Origin of the sequence: Pseudoalteromonas sp. M8, from assembly GCF_018141365.1 — a bacterium.
In the GTDB taxonomy this organism is placed as follows: domain Bacteria; phylum Pseudomonadota; class Gammaproteobacteria; order Enterobacterales; family Alteromonadaceae; genus Pseudoalteromonas.
The window spans coordinates 763,490-778,755 of the sequence record NZ_CP047240.1; the positions used below are offsets into that span (position 1 = coordinate 763,490).

A 15,266-nucleotide genomic window follows, 5' to 3' on the forward strand; every position below is an offset into this window, starting at 1 on the left:
ACAATCAGCTTTTCGCTGCCAACCCTGCTTCGGTTTCGATTAAGGTGAAGCGAGGCACCGCTTCGCCTTCGACCATAACGTCTTCTAAAAACATTTCAAGTGGTCGAACCCAAAAGCTCATATCTCCATATAAGGTTTGATAAACCACTTGCTTCTCTTGCGTTTCACTGTGCGTTGCCAAAGCATGCACACGATAAAGTTTTCCTTTGTAGTGGCGGTAAATTCCAGGTGTGATATCCACTAATTCAAGCTCCAAAAAATAAAAGCCGTACGTGACGGACTGAAATGTTATAATCCGTGCCATTAAGACTGAAGGTGTTTAAAGATGAATTATATTGCGCTGGACGATTATAAGAAAGCTTGGGTTTTCAAACATAAAGATCTTCCAATCGAAGAATCCGACCTGGCATTGATAAAACCAATGTCAGCGGCGCGCGCTGCGGTGCTTTGGAGCACTATGGTAAGCAACGAAAAAGATCACCCTGATTTCTTTGATAAAACTGACTGGGTTGGTAAAGCGGACTCATGGCAAGAAACCCTCAATTGGGAGCAGCCGTGGGAAGCTGGAGAAGCATTTCCTGAAACTATCGAGCAATTTCTTGATTGGCAAGCTAATACTACCGTGTATTTTTGTCTCTCTCGAGATGATGTGATCGAGACCCGCTTTGACGTGTTTAAGCGATGTTGGCAGAACTTTATGTTTTTGACTGATGGTAGTTTCTTAATAGGAAAAAAACGCAGTTCGGTAGTACAATTTATGGCTGAGGGGCAAGCAAAATTAGGAACCAAGCCGTAAGCAAGTACAACTGAGCAGTTTGCTTTGATTTGAAACATGGCTAGTGTATAAAGGATGTACACCAGTCTACTAAAGTAGATTGCATTGACGGGAGGCGTTTTGGAGCAACAGCAAAATACAATCTGGTATGACGAAGCATCTCGCCTTGTATTTGCCGAGCTTGTAAACGTATTTTATGCCAGAGAGTTGCCGAAACTTGCTGAACTCTCCGATCATACTCGCCTTCAGCGTTTGTTAAACAGCCTGCCGTATTATGTTGAGCGCGCGGCCACACATATTATTCATGGTGATGTCCCGCTTGAGCTAGATAGTTTCAATGGATGTTGGTTAGCAAAGCAAAAATCACAGCCTAAATGTGATGACGCTGCCAACGCAGCATTTTTTACTACTAAGGTGAAAGTGGGGCTGGTGGTTCCCGTGCTATATGCAGACTCGACGGGGACAACCGTGAGGCTCGATAGTGTTGACCAAGTGGGTGAGGCTGACAAATTGCACTGCAACCAATTTGGCTGGTTTAGTGTTAGTGGCAATAGCTTACAAGCAAGTGATGAAGCGCGTGTACAACTGCTAAAACCGACGAAAGCGTTAATGACAGCTGCCTGTTGTGGCCATTCTTGGCACTTTGGCAAGGCGGTAGTACCACGAAGGCTGACGCTAAGGGAAATGCTACTTGCCAGTGCAATTAATTGGCCACAAGTACAAAAAACAAAAACGAGTCAACGATCCTAATCGACTCAAAAAACAGAAGTTTGGATTAAGCAATGCGATTTTTTCAGTTAGCGCTGTTGGTTTTAGCGCTATTTATTCAGTACAGACTTTGGTTCGGCCACAACGGCGTGGAGGACTACACTCGGATAAAATCCGTGGTTAAATCGCACCAAGAAACCAATGCCAACCTCAGTAAACGAAATAAACTATTAAAAGCGGATATCGAAGATTTAAAACTCGGCCTTGAAGGTGTTGAGGAGCGCGCTCGTCATGAGCTTGGCATGATTAAGCCTGGCGAAACTTTTATCCGTGTATTACCGAAAGTACCTCATGAAAAGAAACGATAAACTTGCAGTCGTCATCCCCGCAGCTGGGGTTGGCAGTCGTATGCAGGCGCAGATGCCTAAACAATATATTCCACTATTAGGTAAACCGATCTTAGTACATACACTGGAAAAACTAGCCGGACTTGAGTGCGTCAATCAATTTATGGTCGCCGTTTCCAAAGAAGATGGATATTTTTCATCGGCGTTACTACCTGATAGCCGTTTTAGCTACTGTGAAGGTGGACAAGAACGTGCCGACTCCGTTTTATTGGCGCTAAAAGCGTTAGCACCAAGTTGCCCTGACTGGGTGTTAGTTCATGATGCGGCTCGACCTTTAGTTGCGCTGGACGATATTCATCAGCTGATTTCACAATGTATAGATCAACAGCAAGGTGGCATACTGGCTGCCAAGGTTAAAGATACCATCAAACGCGGTGCGGAGTTGGTACAGGAGACCGTACCTAGAGCGTCGTTATGGCAGGCTTTTACGCCTCAAATGTTTAGGTATGAAGAGTTATTGGCTGCACTGGAGCTTGGACTTTCTCAAGGTGCAAATATCACAGATGAAGCATCAGCGATGGAATTACAAAATCAGCCAGTCCAACTCATTGCCGCGCGTACAGATAACATTAAGATCACAACGCCGGAGGATTTACCTCTGGCGGAGTTTATAATTCAACAACAAGGTAAACAGCATGATTAGAATTGGCCACGGATTTGATGTTCATAAATTTGGTGGAGCTGGCCCATTGACGATTTGTGGGGAAAAAATTCCTTACGAACAGGGGTTTATTGCTCACTCCGATGGTGATGTGGCAATTCATGCATTGTGTGATGCCTTGTTGGGAGCGCTTGCGCTGGGAGATATTGGTAAGCACTTTCCTGATACCGCGAGTGAATTTGAAAATATCGACAGTCGTATTTTATTACGCCGCGTGATGGAACAAGTGAAAGCGCTTGGCTATCAAATAGGCAATATCGACATCACGATTGTCGCGCAAGCACCAAAAATGCGACCACATATTGATGCGATGCGCGGTAAAATCGCAAACGACTGTGAAGCGCAGCTGGACCAAGTTAATGTTAAAGCAACCACTACTGAAAAGCTGGGTTTTGAGGGACGTAAGGAAGGGATCTCAAGCCATGCTGTGGTGCTATTGGTAAAAGCATGAAGACACTAAATTATCTTTACGGCAAACCGTTATCTGATGGCGATTATAAGTCACAACCAGAAGACTTTAGAGTCGAAGAAATTTTAGATATTCCTTTTACTGGCGAAGGTGAGCACGTTTGCTTGCAGATCATAAAAAAGGGAGAAAACACTGCATTTGTCGCTAAAAAGCTTGCAGAATTTGCTCAAATTTCACCGCGAGATGTCAGTTATGCAGGAATTAAAGACAGACACGGCGTATGTACGCAGTGGTTTAGTGTGCCGGTGCCAATTAAAAAGTCGGTAGATTTTAGTGCATTAAATAGTGACTCTATTTTTGTGGTGCAACAAATACGGCACAATCGAAAGTTAAAAACAGGCTGTCATAAGGGCAATCGCTTTGCCATTACCCTCAGAAACGTGACTGCTCCACTTGATATTCTGTCGCGTATTAATGCCGTACGCCAAGGGGTTCCTAATTATTTTGGAGAACAACGTTTTGGTCATGATGGCCACAACTTAGCCATGGCAGATAGGTTATTTGACGGCGAAAAGATCCGCGATAAAAAGCTCAGAGGGCTGGTGCTTTCAGCCGCCCGCTCTCATCTGTTTAACGAAGTCGTCAGTCGCCGCGTGGCAGAGCATGGTTTGGCAACGACTTGGCATCGTGAAATCTTTTTACTGAGCGGTAGTAACGCCTTTTTTGATTCAGAAATTGATTGCGAGCTCATCGAACGGTTACTGAATGGCGACATTTTGCTTTCGGCACCATTGGTTGGCAAAGGTGAAAAGGGCTTGTTGCCGCAAGAGCGTGAATGGTTGGCTCCTTTCGCTAAATGGCACGAAGGGTTGGCTGAATTTGGGATGAAAAATGAGCGTAGAGCGCTTAGATTAATACCCGAAGCACTTAAAGTGAGTATGGCTGACAACAGTACGCTCACCCTAGAATTCAGTTTACCAAAAGGAACTTTTGCCACGGCGCTGCTCAGAGAGCTTGTTAATCATAAAGATGCCAGTAAAAAGTTTAATAAACATGAAGAGTCGATACAGCAGTGAGATACTCATTGTCTAACAAGAAAAAGAGGTGAAATATGAAGATCCTATTGAGTAATGACGATGGTGTTCACGCCAAGGGTATTGCTATCTTGTATCAAGCGTTATCACAAATCGCGGACGTAACCGTCATTGGTCCAGATAGAAACTGTAGCGGTGCGAGTAACTCGTTAACCTTATTAAACCCGCTCAGAGCGACTACGCTAGATAATGGTTTTATCTCCGTGAATGGCACGCCCACCGACTGTGTTCACCTTGGAGTGAACAAACTGATGGATGAATTGCCGGATTTAGTCGTTGCAGGGATCAACAATGGCGCTAACCTTGGCGATGATACGCTGTACTCTGGCACTGTTGCGGCGGCCACAGAAGGTCGACATGTGGGCTTGCCTGCGATTGCCGTTTCTCTTTGCTCTAAAAATGAAGCCCACTACGAAACTGCAGCGCATGTCACGGTAGAGATCATTAAAAAGCTTGCAAACCACCCGCTACCAAAAGACCAAATCATTAATATCAACGTCCCTGATATTCCATTAAGTGACTTAAAAGGGATTAAAGTCACTCGACTAGGCTCACGTCATAAAGCGGATACCATGACCGAACAAATCGACCCATGGGGCCGAAGTGTGTACTGGTATGGCACGTTAGGTCATGAAAGTGACGCTGGTGAAGGCACGGATTTTCATGCTGTAAACAATGGTTATGCCGCTATCACACCGCTCAAGGTGGATATGACGGCTTACGAGAGCTTAGATGCTGTGGCGAGCTGGTTATCTTAAGAGGCGTATGTGCTGAATAATTATCAGGGCAGTGCCAACGCGCTGGTGGAACTGCTAACACAGCAAGGCGTAGAAGATAAAATGGTACTCAATGCCATCGCTAACACGCCTAGACACTTGTTTGTCGATGAAGTGCTTAAACATAAGTCATATGAAAATACTGCACTTCCTATCGGTCAAGGGCAAACGATATCACAACCTTTTATCGTCGCAAAAATGACTGAAGTGTTAAAACAAGTGGGTGTTAAAGGGCGCATTTTGGAAGTGGGGACGGGCTCTGGTTATCAGACCGCCATACTGGCACAAGTGTTTGAACAGGTTTTTAGCATCGAGCGGATCAAGTCGCTGCAGTGGCAAGCGCGCAGAAGGCTGCATTTGCTGGATTTATACAATGTTACCATGAAACATGGTGACGGTTGGAAGGGCTGGGCTTCAAAAGCGCCCTTTGCGGGGATCATTGTTACAGCCGCTGCACAATCAGTTCCAGATGATTTGTTGACGCAACTAGAAGATGGCGGTGCCATGGTCATTCCAATTGGGATTGAAGAGCAAATACTCACGTTATTTGTTAAACAAGGTGAGCAGTTTATTCGCCATGCTCTAGCTCCCGTGCGCTTTGTGCCTTTAATCGCTGGCGAAGTCGGTTAATTTGCTGGTTTTAAAAACAACTCCATAAAATATAACTATTTTTCCAGTAGAATGTGAAAACCAAGCAAAATTAAGTTAGATTGATATGATAGTCGTTGATAGTAGCACTGGAAAATATAAGTAATGCGCAAGTCTCAGGTCATCATATCGATTTATTTAAGCGGCCTGCTTGTTGCCTGTTCGTCGAATCATACGCCTGCACCTGTAACAACTTTATACTCTGGTAAGACCACCTCGTCACATAAAATTAATATTAACGGAAGCAGTTACAAAGTAAAAAAAGGCGATACTTTATTTGCAATTGCATTTAGCGCGAACAAAGATGTAAGAACACTTGCGAAAATCAATAAAATTAAGCCTCCGTACACGATCTATCCCAATCAGATCATTCGTCTAGAATATCCCAGAAATAAAAACAAAAAGAACATAAAATACACGAAAGTAAACCACAAGTCTCAGTCTTTAAAACAAAAAAGTAACAAAACCTCCAAAAAAGAGCTTGATAAGCCAAATCAACGAGAGTATGTTCAAAGACAAGCCACACAAAAATCTAGTAGTACCAAGGCTTTGTATAATAATAAGGTACTATGGAAATGGCCTGCTGAAGGCAAGGTGACTCGTCACTTCTCTGTTAAAGAGAATGGTTATAAGGGATTGGAGATCTCAAATAAACTGGGCACTTCAGTTAAGGCTGCTGCTGGCGGTGTAGTTGTATATGCAGGGAGTGCGTTGCGTGGGTATGGCAATTTAATCATTCTGAAACATACAGATGATTATCTAAGTGCGTATGCCCACAACGCTAAGTTACTCGTCAGAGAACAGCAAAAAGTTAAAGTTGGGGAAAAAATTGCCGAAATGGGTAGTACAGATGCTTCTAAGACGGCGCTTAGGTTTGAGATCCGTTTTAAAGGTCAAGCTGTAAACCCGGCAAAATACTTGCCATAAAGTAATGCGAGTACATCGATTGGTTCGAGTACCCTTACTTTTATTCGCTTGGGGAGAATACTTATGGCTCACACTGCAAAATTACCTACAAAATCTACTCCTGAGTTAGACAAGCTCGAAGATGATAATATTGACGAACCGAAAGACGAATTACTTGAAGACCTCGAAGACGACGAAGAAGTTTTTGCCAAAGAAGAAGTGGTTAAAAACTTAGATGCCACTCAACTCTATTTAGGTGAAATTGGATTTTCCCCACTGCTCAGTGCAGAAGAAGAAGTTTACTTTGCGCGTAAAGCGTTAAAGGGATGTGAAGCCTCACGTAAACGGATGATAGAGAGTAACTTGAGATTAGTGGTTAAAATCGCTCGTCGTTATAACAACCGTGGTTTGGCATTACTTGACCTCATTGAAGAAGGTAACTTAGGTCTGATAAGAGCTGTAGAAAAGTTTGATCCGGAACGTGGATTTAGATTTTCTACTTATGCAACTTGGTGGATCCGTCAAACCATCGAACGCGCTATCATGAACCAAACTCGTACCATTCGTTTGCCAATTCATGTTGTCAAAGAGCTCAACGTTTACCTACGTACAGCACGTGAATTGACGCAAAAGTTGGATCATGAACCTACCGCAGAAGAAATCGCTGAATGTCTCGACAAACCTGTCGAAGAGGTCAGCAAGATGCTGCGTCTGAACGAAAAGATCACTTCGGTTGATACGCCTATTGGTGGTGAAAATGACAAAGCACTGCTCGATATAATCGCGGATGAAAAGGGCGGTGGTCCAGAAACCGAAGTGCAGAGCAACGATATTAATAAGCACATTGTTGATTGGCTTGGAGAGTTAAATCCAAAACAGCGAGAAGTGCTAGCGAGACGCTTTGGTCTGCTCGGTTATGAGCCGTCTACGCTTGAAGATGTTGGCCGCGAAATCGGGCTAACGAGAGAGCGTGTAAGGCAAATTCAAGTTGAGGCATTGAGACGCTTGAAGGATATTTTACAACACGAAGGGTTAAGTACCGACAGCCTATTCGAGCAACAGTAATACTTTAATCAGTTAATGAAAAAGCCGCAATATGCGGCTTTTTTAATTTTTGCAGTGGTATAAAACCAACCAAGATAGAAAGCGATTACAAGCTTTCTATCTTTGCTTTTTGTTCAAGTAGCTTCGTTTTTGCATCGCTAAACTCAGCTAATTTTGCTTTCTCTTTAGCAAGTACCGCTTCAGGCGCATTACTTACAAACTTTTCGTTTGCGAGTTTCTTTTCGACCTGCTCAAGACCTTTTTCTGCTTTTTCAAGCTGTTTGGCAATACGTGCAAGTTCAGCTTCTACATCAATCAGACCTGCCATTGGGATCATGATTTCAAGGTCGCCGATAAACGCAGTCGCACAAGCTGGTGCTTCGTCTTTGCTTGCAAGCAAATCTACCGTTTCCAGTTTTGCCAGAGCACTTAAGAAAGCTTGGTTTTCTTCTAGACGACGTTTGTCATCTTCGCTTGCACCAGTAAGTAACACGTTTAGCGGCTTGCTTGGACTGATGTCCATTTCACCACGAATGTTACGGATAGCAATAATAAACTGCTTCACCCACTCAAGGTCTGCCATCGCTTGCGCATCAACTTTGCTTTCGTCGAATACTGGGAACGCTTCAAGCATAATTGTCTTCGCTTCGACACCTGCGATTGGTGCTACACGTTGCCAAATTGTCTCTGTGATATAAGGCATTAGTGGGTGCATCAAACGAAGTAAGCCTTCCAATACGGTGATAAGCGTATGACGTGTACCACGTTGCTGCGCTTCATTGCCTTTAAATAGAATTGGCTTAGTTAGCTCTAGATACCAGTCACAGAATTGGTTCCATGTGAACTCATAAATGGTATTTGCCGCAAGGTCAAAACGATAGTTATCTAAGTGCTCAGAGAACACCTTAACTGTATTTTGGAATTGGCCTAAAATCCAACGATCCGCTAGAGAATACACTTTTTCGTTATCGTTGAAGCCACAGTCTTGTTCTTCTGTGTTCATCAATACATAACGGCTAGCATTCCACAGCTTGTTACAGAAGTTACGGTACCCTTCAAGACGGTTCATATCCCAGTTGATATCACGTCCCGTTGATGCCATTGCTGCAAGAGTGAAACGCAATGCATCAGTACCGTGTGCTTCAATACCATCGACAAATGTTTTGCGCGTATTCTTCTCGATTTTTGCCGCAAGCTGTGGCTGCATCATGTTGCCAGTACGTTTTGTCACTAGGCTCTCAAGATCGATACCGTCAATCATGTCTAGTGGATCTAACACGTTACCTTTTGACTTAGACATCTTATCGCCATTTTCGTCGCGAATAAGGCCAGTCACATAAACGGTCTTAAATGGAACTTGAGGTTTACCATCTTCATCTTTGATGAAATGCATGGTCATCATGATCATGCGAGCTACCCAGAAGAAGATAATATCGAAACCAGTAACTAGGGTATCTGAAGGGTGGAATACCTTTAGATCTTCTGTGTTTTCAGGCCAACCTAACGTTGAGAAAGTCCACAGTGCAGAAGAGAACCAAGTGTCTAGCACGTCTTCATCTTGGGTCAGCGCCACATTTGCATCAAGGTTATGGTTTTGACGAACTTCTGCTTCGTCACGACCAACATATACATTACCTTCGCTGTCATACCATGCCGGGATCCTGTGGCCCCACCAAAGTTGACGGGAAATACACCAGTCTTGAACATCACGCATCCAAGAGAAGTACATGTTCTCGTATTGCTTAGGTACAAATTGAATATCGCCATCTTCTACCGCTTTTACCGCAGGCTCAGCAAGAGGAGCAACGCGAACATACCACTGATCGGTAAGTAGTGGCTCGATTACTACGCCAGAGCGGTCGCCGTAAGGAACGGTTAGACTGTGATCGTCGATTTTCTCAAGTAGACCAAGCTGCTCAAACTCATCAACGATTTGCTTACGCGCATCGAAACGGTCAAGGCCGTGGAAACGCTCTGGAATTGGTGCATCCATCGCTTCAAGTGGCTTACCATCAAAAGTAAAGCACTCACCCGTATTCAGAACTGCCGCGTCTTTGTTGAACACGTTGATCATTGGCAGCTCATGGCGCTTACCAACTTCGTTATCGTTGAAGTCGTGTGCCGGCGTGATTTTTACGCAGCCCGTGCCTTTTTCCATATCTGCATGTTCATCGGCAACGATAGGAATGCGACGGTTGACGATAGGAAGTAGAATTTCTTTACCAATTAAGTCTTGGTAACGTTCATCATCCGGGTTGACTGCAACGCCAGTATCACCAAGCATGGTTTCTGGACGAGTGGTTGCTACGATAATGTAGTCTTTACCATCTTTAGTGGTTACGTCATCCGCAAGTGGATAGCGCAAATTCCACATATGGCCCTGCTTGTCTTTATTCTCAACTTCTAAATCAGAAATTGCAGTGTGTAATTTAGGATCCCAGTTAACTAGACGCTTACCACGGTAAATTAAGTCATCTTGATATAGGCGAACGAATACTTCTTTTACTGCTTCAGACAAGCCGTCATCCATCGTAAAACGTTCTCTATCCCAATCTACAGACGCGCCTAAACGACGTAACTGTTTGGTGATTGTGCCACCTGATTGCTCTTTCCATTCCCAGATTTTATTGATGAATTCGTCACGGCCTAAATCATGGCGTGATTTACCTTCTTCAGCTGCAAGCTTACGCTCAACTACCATCTGAGTGGCGATACCTGCGTGGTCGGTACCCACTTGCCATAGTGTGTTTTTGCCTTTCATGCGCTGATAGCGGATCAAAGTGTCCATGATAGTGTCTTGGAACGCGTGGCCCATGTGTAGACTACCTGTGACATTCGGCGGTGGGATCATAATCGAATATGCGTCACCATTGCCTGATGGCTTAAAGTAGCCATTTGACTCCCAGTCTTGATACAAAGACTGTTCAATATCTTGTGGATTGTAGGTTTTATCCATTACACAGAACCCTAAAAATGCTATTTCTCAATGTCTTCAGTGGAAATTGTTGCGCCAAGTGCACGAAGTTGCTTAAAGCGTTCTCGTGCGGCTTGCTTAGCGCTGGCTTCAACAGGCACAAAATCTATCACCTGTTCAAAGCGACGAATAAAGTCAGGGACGACCCGAGCCAGATTAATCAGCACGGGGCGACGAGCAGCAGGAGGCATAGTGCCAATTTCCACTGGTGCGCCGCCTTTGGGGCCTTCGCCTTGTAAGTTGTGGGGCACAAACCTGTCTGCGTCAAAACACCAAAGGTGCTCATCGAATAAATGAGCGTCGTCAGTATTATCGACGTTAACAAAGATACGGTGTCCAGCTTGATATAAGCTCGCCGCAGTTTGTGCTGCCAGATCAAAATGAGCCGGAACGCTAATCCCCGGCTCATCGTTTTGTTTTAACACGTAAAAGCGCGCTTTGATAGTCATGATAATAATACCAATTGCGAGGAGTACTGAGGTTTGCCACAGGCTCCACAGCTGCTCAATATCTGTAATCTTGTTTACCGTGATAGCGTAGACGAAGAAAATCAGTATGCGCGGCTTAGTTTAAAACTAATTATAGCGCCACTTAAATGCACATAAATAAGCCTGTATTCTGCCATATAAAGGCACCACCATCAATCAAGAACCAGGCGAAGAAGAATAAAATATGGCAAGTGGTGAGAAGTGCTTGAGAGGTTTAATCGCTTGGTAGCCGTGAGCAGACGCGGGATAAACCCGCTGCTACATGTCGCGGGGTAAACCCGCTGCTACATGTCGCGGGGTAAACCCGCTGCTACATGTCGCGGGATAAACCCGCTGCTACATGGCACGGGATAAATCCGATGCTACATGTCGCGGGGTAACCCCGCTGCTACGTGTCGCGGGATAAACCCGCTGCTACGGTTTGGATTAGCCTTTTGTAGCAGCGACTTTATGTCGCGACTTATGCTTGTTAAGTATCGCGACTAGACTATTAGTCTTGCTGCGCGTCCGTGATATTGGCGCGGTTAAGTAAGTATTGCATCAGCATAGGCACAGGACGACCTGTAGCGCCTTTGTTCTTGCCGCTGCGCCATGCTGTACCTGCGATGTCTAAATGCGCCCAGTTGTACTTTTTAGTAAATTTAGACAAGAAACACGCGGCTGTAATTGTGCCAGCTGCGCGACCACCTAAGTTCGTAAAGTCTGCAAATGGGCTCTCAAGTTGTTCTTGATAATCATCCCAAAGCGGTAGTTGCCACGCTCTGTCGCCGCTTTGCTCTGACGCTTTTAGCAAATCATGGGCAAGCGGGTTATGGTTCGATAATAAACCTGTTGCATGGCTACCAAGCGCAACAATACATGCCCCCGTTAAAGTCGCAACATCAACAACGGTTTCAGGCTCGAATGCTTCAACGTAAGTTAGTGCATCGCACAGTACTAAGCGGCCTTCGGCATCTGTATTGAGTACTTCAACGGTTTGGCCCGACATAGTGGTTAAAATATCGCCCGGACGGTAAGCATCGCCTCCAGGCATATTTTCGCAGCCAGCTAAAACGCCAATCACGTTAAGTGGCAGTTGCATTTGTACGACAGCTCGCATTAAGCCAAGCACGCCCGCGGCTCCGCCCATGTCGTATTTCATTTCATCCATCGCTTCGCTAGGTTTGATAGAAATACCACCTGAGTCAAATGTTAAGCCTTTACCCACAAACACGATTGGTGCTTGGCCTTCGTCACCACCGTTATAGTGGATAACTGACATCACTGATTCGTTGCGACTGCCACGGCCAACCGCTAGGTATGAGTGCATACCCAGCTCTTCCATTTCTTGTTCGCCAACAAGGTTAACGGTAACGTTATCAAAGTCTTCAACCAACTGTTGTGCTTGCTCGCCCAAATAACGAGGGTTGCAGATGTTTGGCGGCATATTAGCAACGTCTTTACACAGCTTACTACCTGCTGCGATAGCAAGACCGTGCTCAATCGCGCTTTCACCGATTGTTAATTCACGACGCGTTGGTACGTTAAAGACGATTTTACGTAGCGGGCGTCTAGCCTCACTCTTTTTGCTTTTTAGTTGATTAAAGGTATACAGGCAATCTTGCGTGGTTTCGACCGCTTGGCGAACTTTCCAGTAAGTATCACGGCCCTTAACATGTTGCTCGGTCAGAAAACATACCGCTTCCATTGAGCCAGTTTCATTTAACGTATTGATGGTCTTAGAGATGATTTGTTTGTATTGTTTATCGTCGAGCTCTCTTTCCTTACCACAACCCACCAACAAAACGCGTTCGCTGAGTACATTTGGTACATGATGAAGAAGTAGAACTTGTCCTGGTTTGCCTTCAAGATCACCACGTCTAAGTAAATTTGAGATATAGCCTTCGCTTATTTTATCCAGCTGTTCACCAATTGGTGAGAGACGGCGTGGCTCGTATACACCTACAACAATACATGCGCTACGCTGTTTCTCTGGACTACCACTTTTAACGCTGAATTCCATTGCGACTCCTGAGTCTTTGTCATGTCATTTTGAACTTTTTATGCCAGCACACTTTCCTACATTAAAGTCATGAATATGCTTTAACCTTAGGTAGGATATTCCGGCGCATTGACATATAATAAAGTGACTAAAATAATCAGTTTACTCAATTTTTCCCACTATTCCAGTGAAACAAGACGTTTTATAGGGACGAACATTGCTTATTTTCCGCTATTTAACGGGTGAAGTACTAAAATCTCAGGTTGCGGTTTTTCTCACCTTAATGACAATATTTTTGTCACAAAAGTTTGTACTCATTCTGAGCTCAGCGTCTGAAGGGAGTATACCGGGTAAGTTAGTACTTGCTATGCTTGCGTTGAAACTGCCACAGTTGGCCGGATATATTTTACCGCTTAGTCTCTTTCTAGGGATCATTTTAGCCTATAGTCGCATCTACGCCGACAGTGAAATGACGGTACTGCGCGCTTGCGGGGTCAGTGAGTGGTATGTGGTTAGGGTGACTTTAGTCTCTAGTGTGTTTTTTGCATTACTGGCCGCTTGTGTGAGTATGTATATTGCACCTTGGGCGAGCGAAAAAGAGTACCAATTAAGAGAGCAAGCCGATGCGGAGTCGGGGCTTTCTACTCTCAGAGCCGGTAGGTTTCAGCAAACGGGCAATGAAAAAGCGGTGGTATTTGTTCACGGCATTAGCGAACAAGGCCGTGAATTAGACAAAGTGTTTGTCGCGCAATTGCCCGAGAAGGACTCAAATCAAGCCGCTCGTCTAGTGTATGCGCAAAAAGGTGAAGTGATTGAGCTTGATAGTGGTGAGCAGCAACTACTCCTTCATGAAGGTAAGCGTTACGAGACTGATGGCTTCAGCCAAGCACTTAATCGCACTGAATTTGGTACTTATCAAGTGCAAATTAAAGAACAAGAAATTGAACACCAGCGCCGTAAATTAGAGGCTATTCCAAGCTTACAGTTACTTGAAATGGATACGCCAGAAGCAAAAGCGCAATTTCAGTTGCGATTGTCGGTGCCTATTTCCATTTTGTTACTCACTCTATTGGCTGTGCCTCTGAGTGTGGTTAACCCAAGACAAGGCAAATTCGCTAAGCTCGTGCCAGCAATTACCCTGTATTTGGGTTATTTCATTTTACTCAATGCAGGCAAGTTTTTGTTAGCTGAAGAAAAAGTACCAGCCTCAGTCGGTCTCTGGTGGATCCACTTAAGTGTGCTCTTTATTGGCGTTTATTTAATTGCGAAAGGAAGACCTTTTGGTGTGTGGGTTCGCTCGGTATTTATGAAACGGGAGACGACGGTATGATGAAGACGCTAGATTGGTATTTAGGGCGTAGCATCTTACAAACCACAGGTTTCGCGCTATTAGTTTTTGTTGGGATCAATACGCTTATTAAGTTTATTGAGCAACTGCGCTCGGTTGGTCGTGGCAGCTATGATTTACTCGGTGCCATGCTCTATACCATTTACAGCATGCCAAGCGATATCGTGGTATTTTTCCCGATGGCTGCGCTGATAGGTGGCCTGATTGGGCTTGGTGCACTTGCCTCAAGCAGTGAACTAATTGTGATGCAAGCGGCTGGGTGGTCGCGTTTTCAAATTATTATGTCGGTGATGAAAACGGCAGTGGTGCTTGCACTACTGATGATGGCGCTTGGGGAGTGGGGCGCACCAAAAGCGGAGCAAACCGCAAAACGGTTAAAAAACGAAGCAATTTATGGCGGTGAAGTCTATAGCGCTCAGCGTGGTGTTTGGGCGAAAGATGGCGGCAATTTTATTAACATTGGTAATGTTGAAAAAAACGGTAAGCTTAAAGATATCGCGATTTATTATTTCGATGATTCACTAACACTGGCAAAAATAGTACGTGCTCAGTCGGCGCAAAGTATGTCTAACGGCTGGCAATTGCAAGACGTGGAAGAAGTACATATCGATCAACAGCAAATTACAACGCATTATTCAAAATCAATGCTCTACGAGTCTGAATTAAGCGAAGACAGATTGGGTGTCGTGTCGGTAGAGCCTGATGCTTTGTCTTTTACGGGGTTATGGTCATTTCTCGCTTATCTAAAGCAAAATGAGCAAGATTCAAGTAGCTATGAACTCGCGCTGTGGCGTAAGGTGATGCAGCCGCTGACGATTGGGGTTATGCTACTAGTGGCTTTGTCATTTATCTTCGGGCCACTGAGGACGGTGAGTATGGGCGCGCGGATTATTATGGGCGTGGTAACAGGCTTAGCCTTCCACCTGAGTAATGAAATTTTTGGCCCTATTGTGATGGTATATCAAGTTCCACCGGTGGTTGGCGCGTTAATGCCAAGCTTGTTATTTATTGGATTGGCTATCCATCTGCTGAAGAAACAAAATTAAC

At 44.7% G+C, this 15,266-nt stretch carries 16 protein-coding genes; 12 read left to right on the forward strand and 4 right to left on the reverse strand.

What is annotated here, in order from left to right:
• Positions 1 to 4 precede the first annotated feature (4 nt).
• A complete protein-coding gene (locus tag GSF13_RS08480) occupies positions 5 to 241 on the reverse strand; it encodes a DUF1653 domain-containing protein (protein ID WP_010377401.1) in 237 nt (78 codons plus the stop codon).
• A gap of 84 nt (positions 242 to 325) precedes the next feature.
• On the opposite strand from GSF13_RS08480, the gene GSF13_RS08485 reads away from it, so the two are divergent.
• From GSF13_RS08485 to rpoS, 10 genes are all read left to right on the forward strand, one after another.
• The gene (locus tag GSF13_RS08485; RefSeq protein WP_045962078.1) at positions 326 to 796 is read left to right on the forward strand and encodes a DUF2947 domain-containing protein; all 471 of its coding nucleotides are present in this window, start codon (positions 326 to 328) and stop codon (positions 794 to 796) included.
• A gap of 84 nt (positions 797 to 880) precedes the next feature.
• Positions 881 to 1,525 (forward strand): hypothetical protein, encoded by a 645-nt coding sequence (locus tag GSF13_RS08490; RefSeq protein WP_010605643.1) that lies wholly within the window; start codon positions 881 to 883, stop codon positions 1,523 to 1,525.
• A gap of 32 nt (positions 1,526 to 1,557) precedes the next feature.
• Entirely contained in the window at positions 1,558 to 1,851 is a 294-nt protein-coding gene (gene ftsB, locus GSF13_RS08495; RefSeq protein WP_010605642.1) for a cell division protein FtsB, read from the forward strand.
• Positions 1,835 to 2,533 (forward strand): 2-C-methyl-D-erythritol 4-phosphate cytidylyltransferase, encoded by a 699-nt coding sequence (ispD, locus tag GSF13_RS08500; RefSeq protein WP_211867882.1) that lies wholly within the window; start codon positions 1,835 to 1,837, stop codon positions 2,531 to 2,533. Before ftsB ends, ispD begins: the two co-directional genes overlap by 17 nt.
• Entirely contained in the window at positions 2,526 to 3,002 is a 477-nt protein-coding gene (ispF, locus tag GSF13_RS08505; RefSeq protein ID WP_010605639.1) for a 2-C-methyl-D-erythritol 2,4-cyclodiphosphate synthase, read from the forward strand. The genes ispD and ispF overlap by 8 nt, the downstream gene beginning before the upstream one ends.
• Positions 2,999 to 4,036 (forward strand): tRNA pseudouridine(13) synthase TruD, encoded by a 1,038-nt coding sequence (locus tag GSF13_RS08510; protein WP_010605638.1) that lies wholly within the window; start codon positions 2,999 to 3,001, stop codon positions 4,034 to 4,036. The genes ispF and GSF13_RS08510 overlap by 4 nt, the downstream gene beginning before the upstream one ends.
• Positions 4,037 to 4,071: 35 nt before the next feature.
• Positions 4,072 to 4,812, forward strand: coding sequence for a 5'/3'-nucleotidase SurE (surE, locus tag GSF13_RS08515; protein ID WP_010377409.1), 741 nt, complete (start codon positions 4,072 to 4,074; stop codon positions 4,810 to 4,812).
• A gap of 9 nt (positions 4,813 to 4,821) precedes the next feature.
• Positions 4,822 to 5,460: a protein-L-isoaspartate(D-aspartate) O-methyltransferase gene (locus GSF13_RS08520; protein ID WP_010605637.1), complete on the forward strand. Its 639-nt coding sequence runs from the start codon at positions 4,822 to 4,824 to the stop codon at positions 5,458 to 5,460.
• A gap of 123 nt (positions 5,461 to 5,583) precedes the next feature.
• Complete coding sequence (locus GSF13_RS08525) at positions 5,584 to 6,405, forward strand: peptidoglycan DD-metalloendopeptidase family protein (protein ID WP_102056159.1); 822 nt, start codon at positions 5,584 to 5,586, stop codon at positions 6,403 to 6,405.
• 63 nt (positions 6,406 to 6,468) lie between these two features.
• Complete coding sequence (gene rpoS, locus GSF13_RS08530; protein ID WP_010605635.1) at positions 6,469 to 7,449, forward strand: RNA polymerase sigma factor RpoS; 981 nt, start codon at positions 6,469 to 6,471, stop codon at positions 7,447 to 7,449.
• 85 nt (positions 7,450 to 7,534) lie between these two features.
• Here the strand turns inward: rpoS and GSF13_RS08535 are convergent, their stop codons facing one another.
• The 3 genes from GSF13_RS08535 to pepA all read right to left on the reverse strand — a co-directional run bounded on the left by GSF13_RS08535 (position 7,535) and on the right by pepA (position 12,892).
• On the reverse strand, positions 7,535 to 10,384 hold the full coding sequence (locus GSF13_RS08535; RefSeq protein WP_206471399.1) for a valine--tRNA ligase: 2,850 nt from the start codon (positions 10,382 to 10,384) through the stop codon (positions 7,535 to 7,537).
• Positions 10,385 to 10,404: 20 nt separating this feature from the next.
• On the reverse strand, positions 10,405 to 10,851 hold the full coding sequence (locus tag GSF13_RS08540) for a DNA polymerase III subunit chi (protein ID WP_010377414.1): 447 nt from the start codon (positions 10,849 to 10,851) through the stop codon (positions 10,405 to 10,407).
• Positions 10,852 to 11,380: 529 nt separating this feature from the next.
• Complete coding sequence (gene pepA, locus GSF13_RS08545) at positions 11,381 to 12,892, reverse strand: leucyl aminopeptidase (RefSeq protein WP_211867884.1); 1,512 nt, start codon at positions 12,890 to 12,892, stop codon at positions 11,381 to 11,383.
• 196 nt (positions 12,893 to 13,088) lie between these two features.
• Here pepA and lptF point away from each other — a divergent pair, with 196 nt between their 5' ends.
• Together lptF and lptG are read left to right on the forward strand one after the other, a co-directional pair.
• Entirely contained in the window at positions 13,089 to 14,201 is a 1,113-nt protein-coding gene (gene lptF / locus GSF13_RS08550) for an LPS export ABC transporter permease LptF (RefSeq protein ID WP_102056161.1), read from the forward strand.
• Positions 14,198 to 15,265: an LPS export ABC transporter permease LptG gene (gene lptG / locus GSF13_RS08555; RefSeq protein WP_102056162.1), complete on the forward strand. Its 1,068-nt coding sequence runs from the start codon at positions 14,198 to 14,200 to the stop codon at positions 15,263 to 15,265. The genes lptF and lptG overlap by 4 nt, the downstream gene beginning before the upstream one ends.
• Position 15,266: the final 1 nt, after the last annotated feature.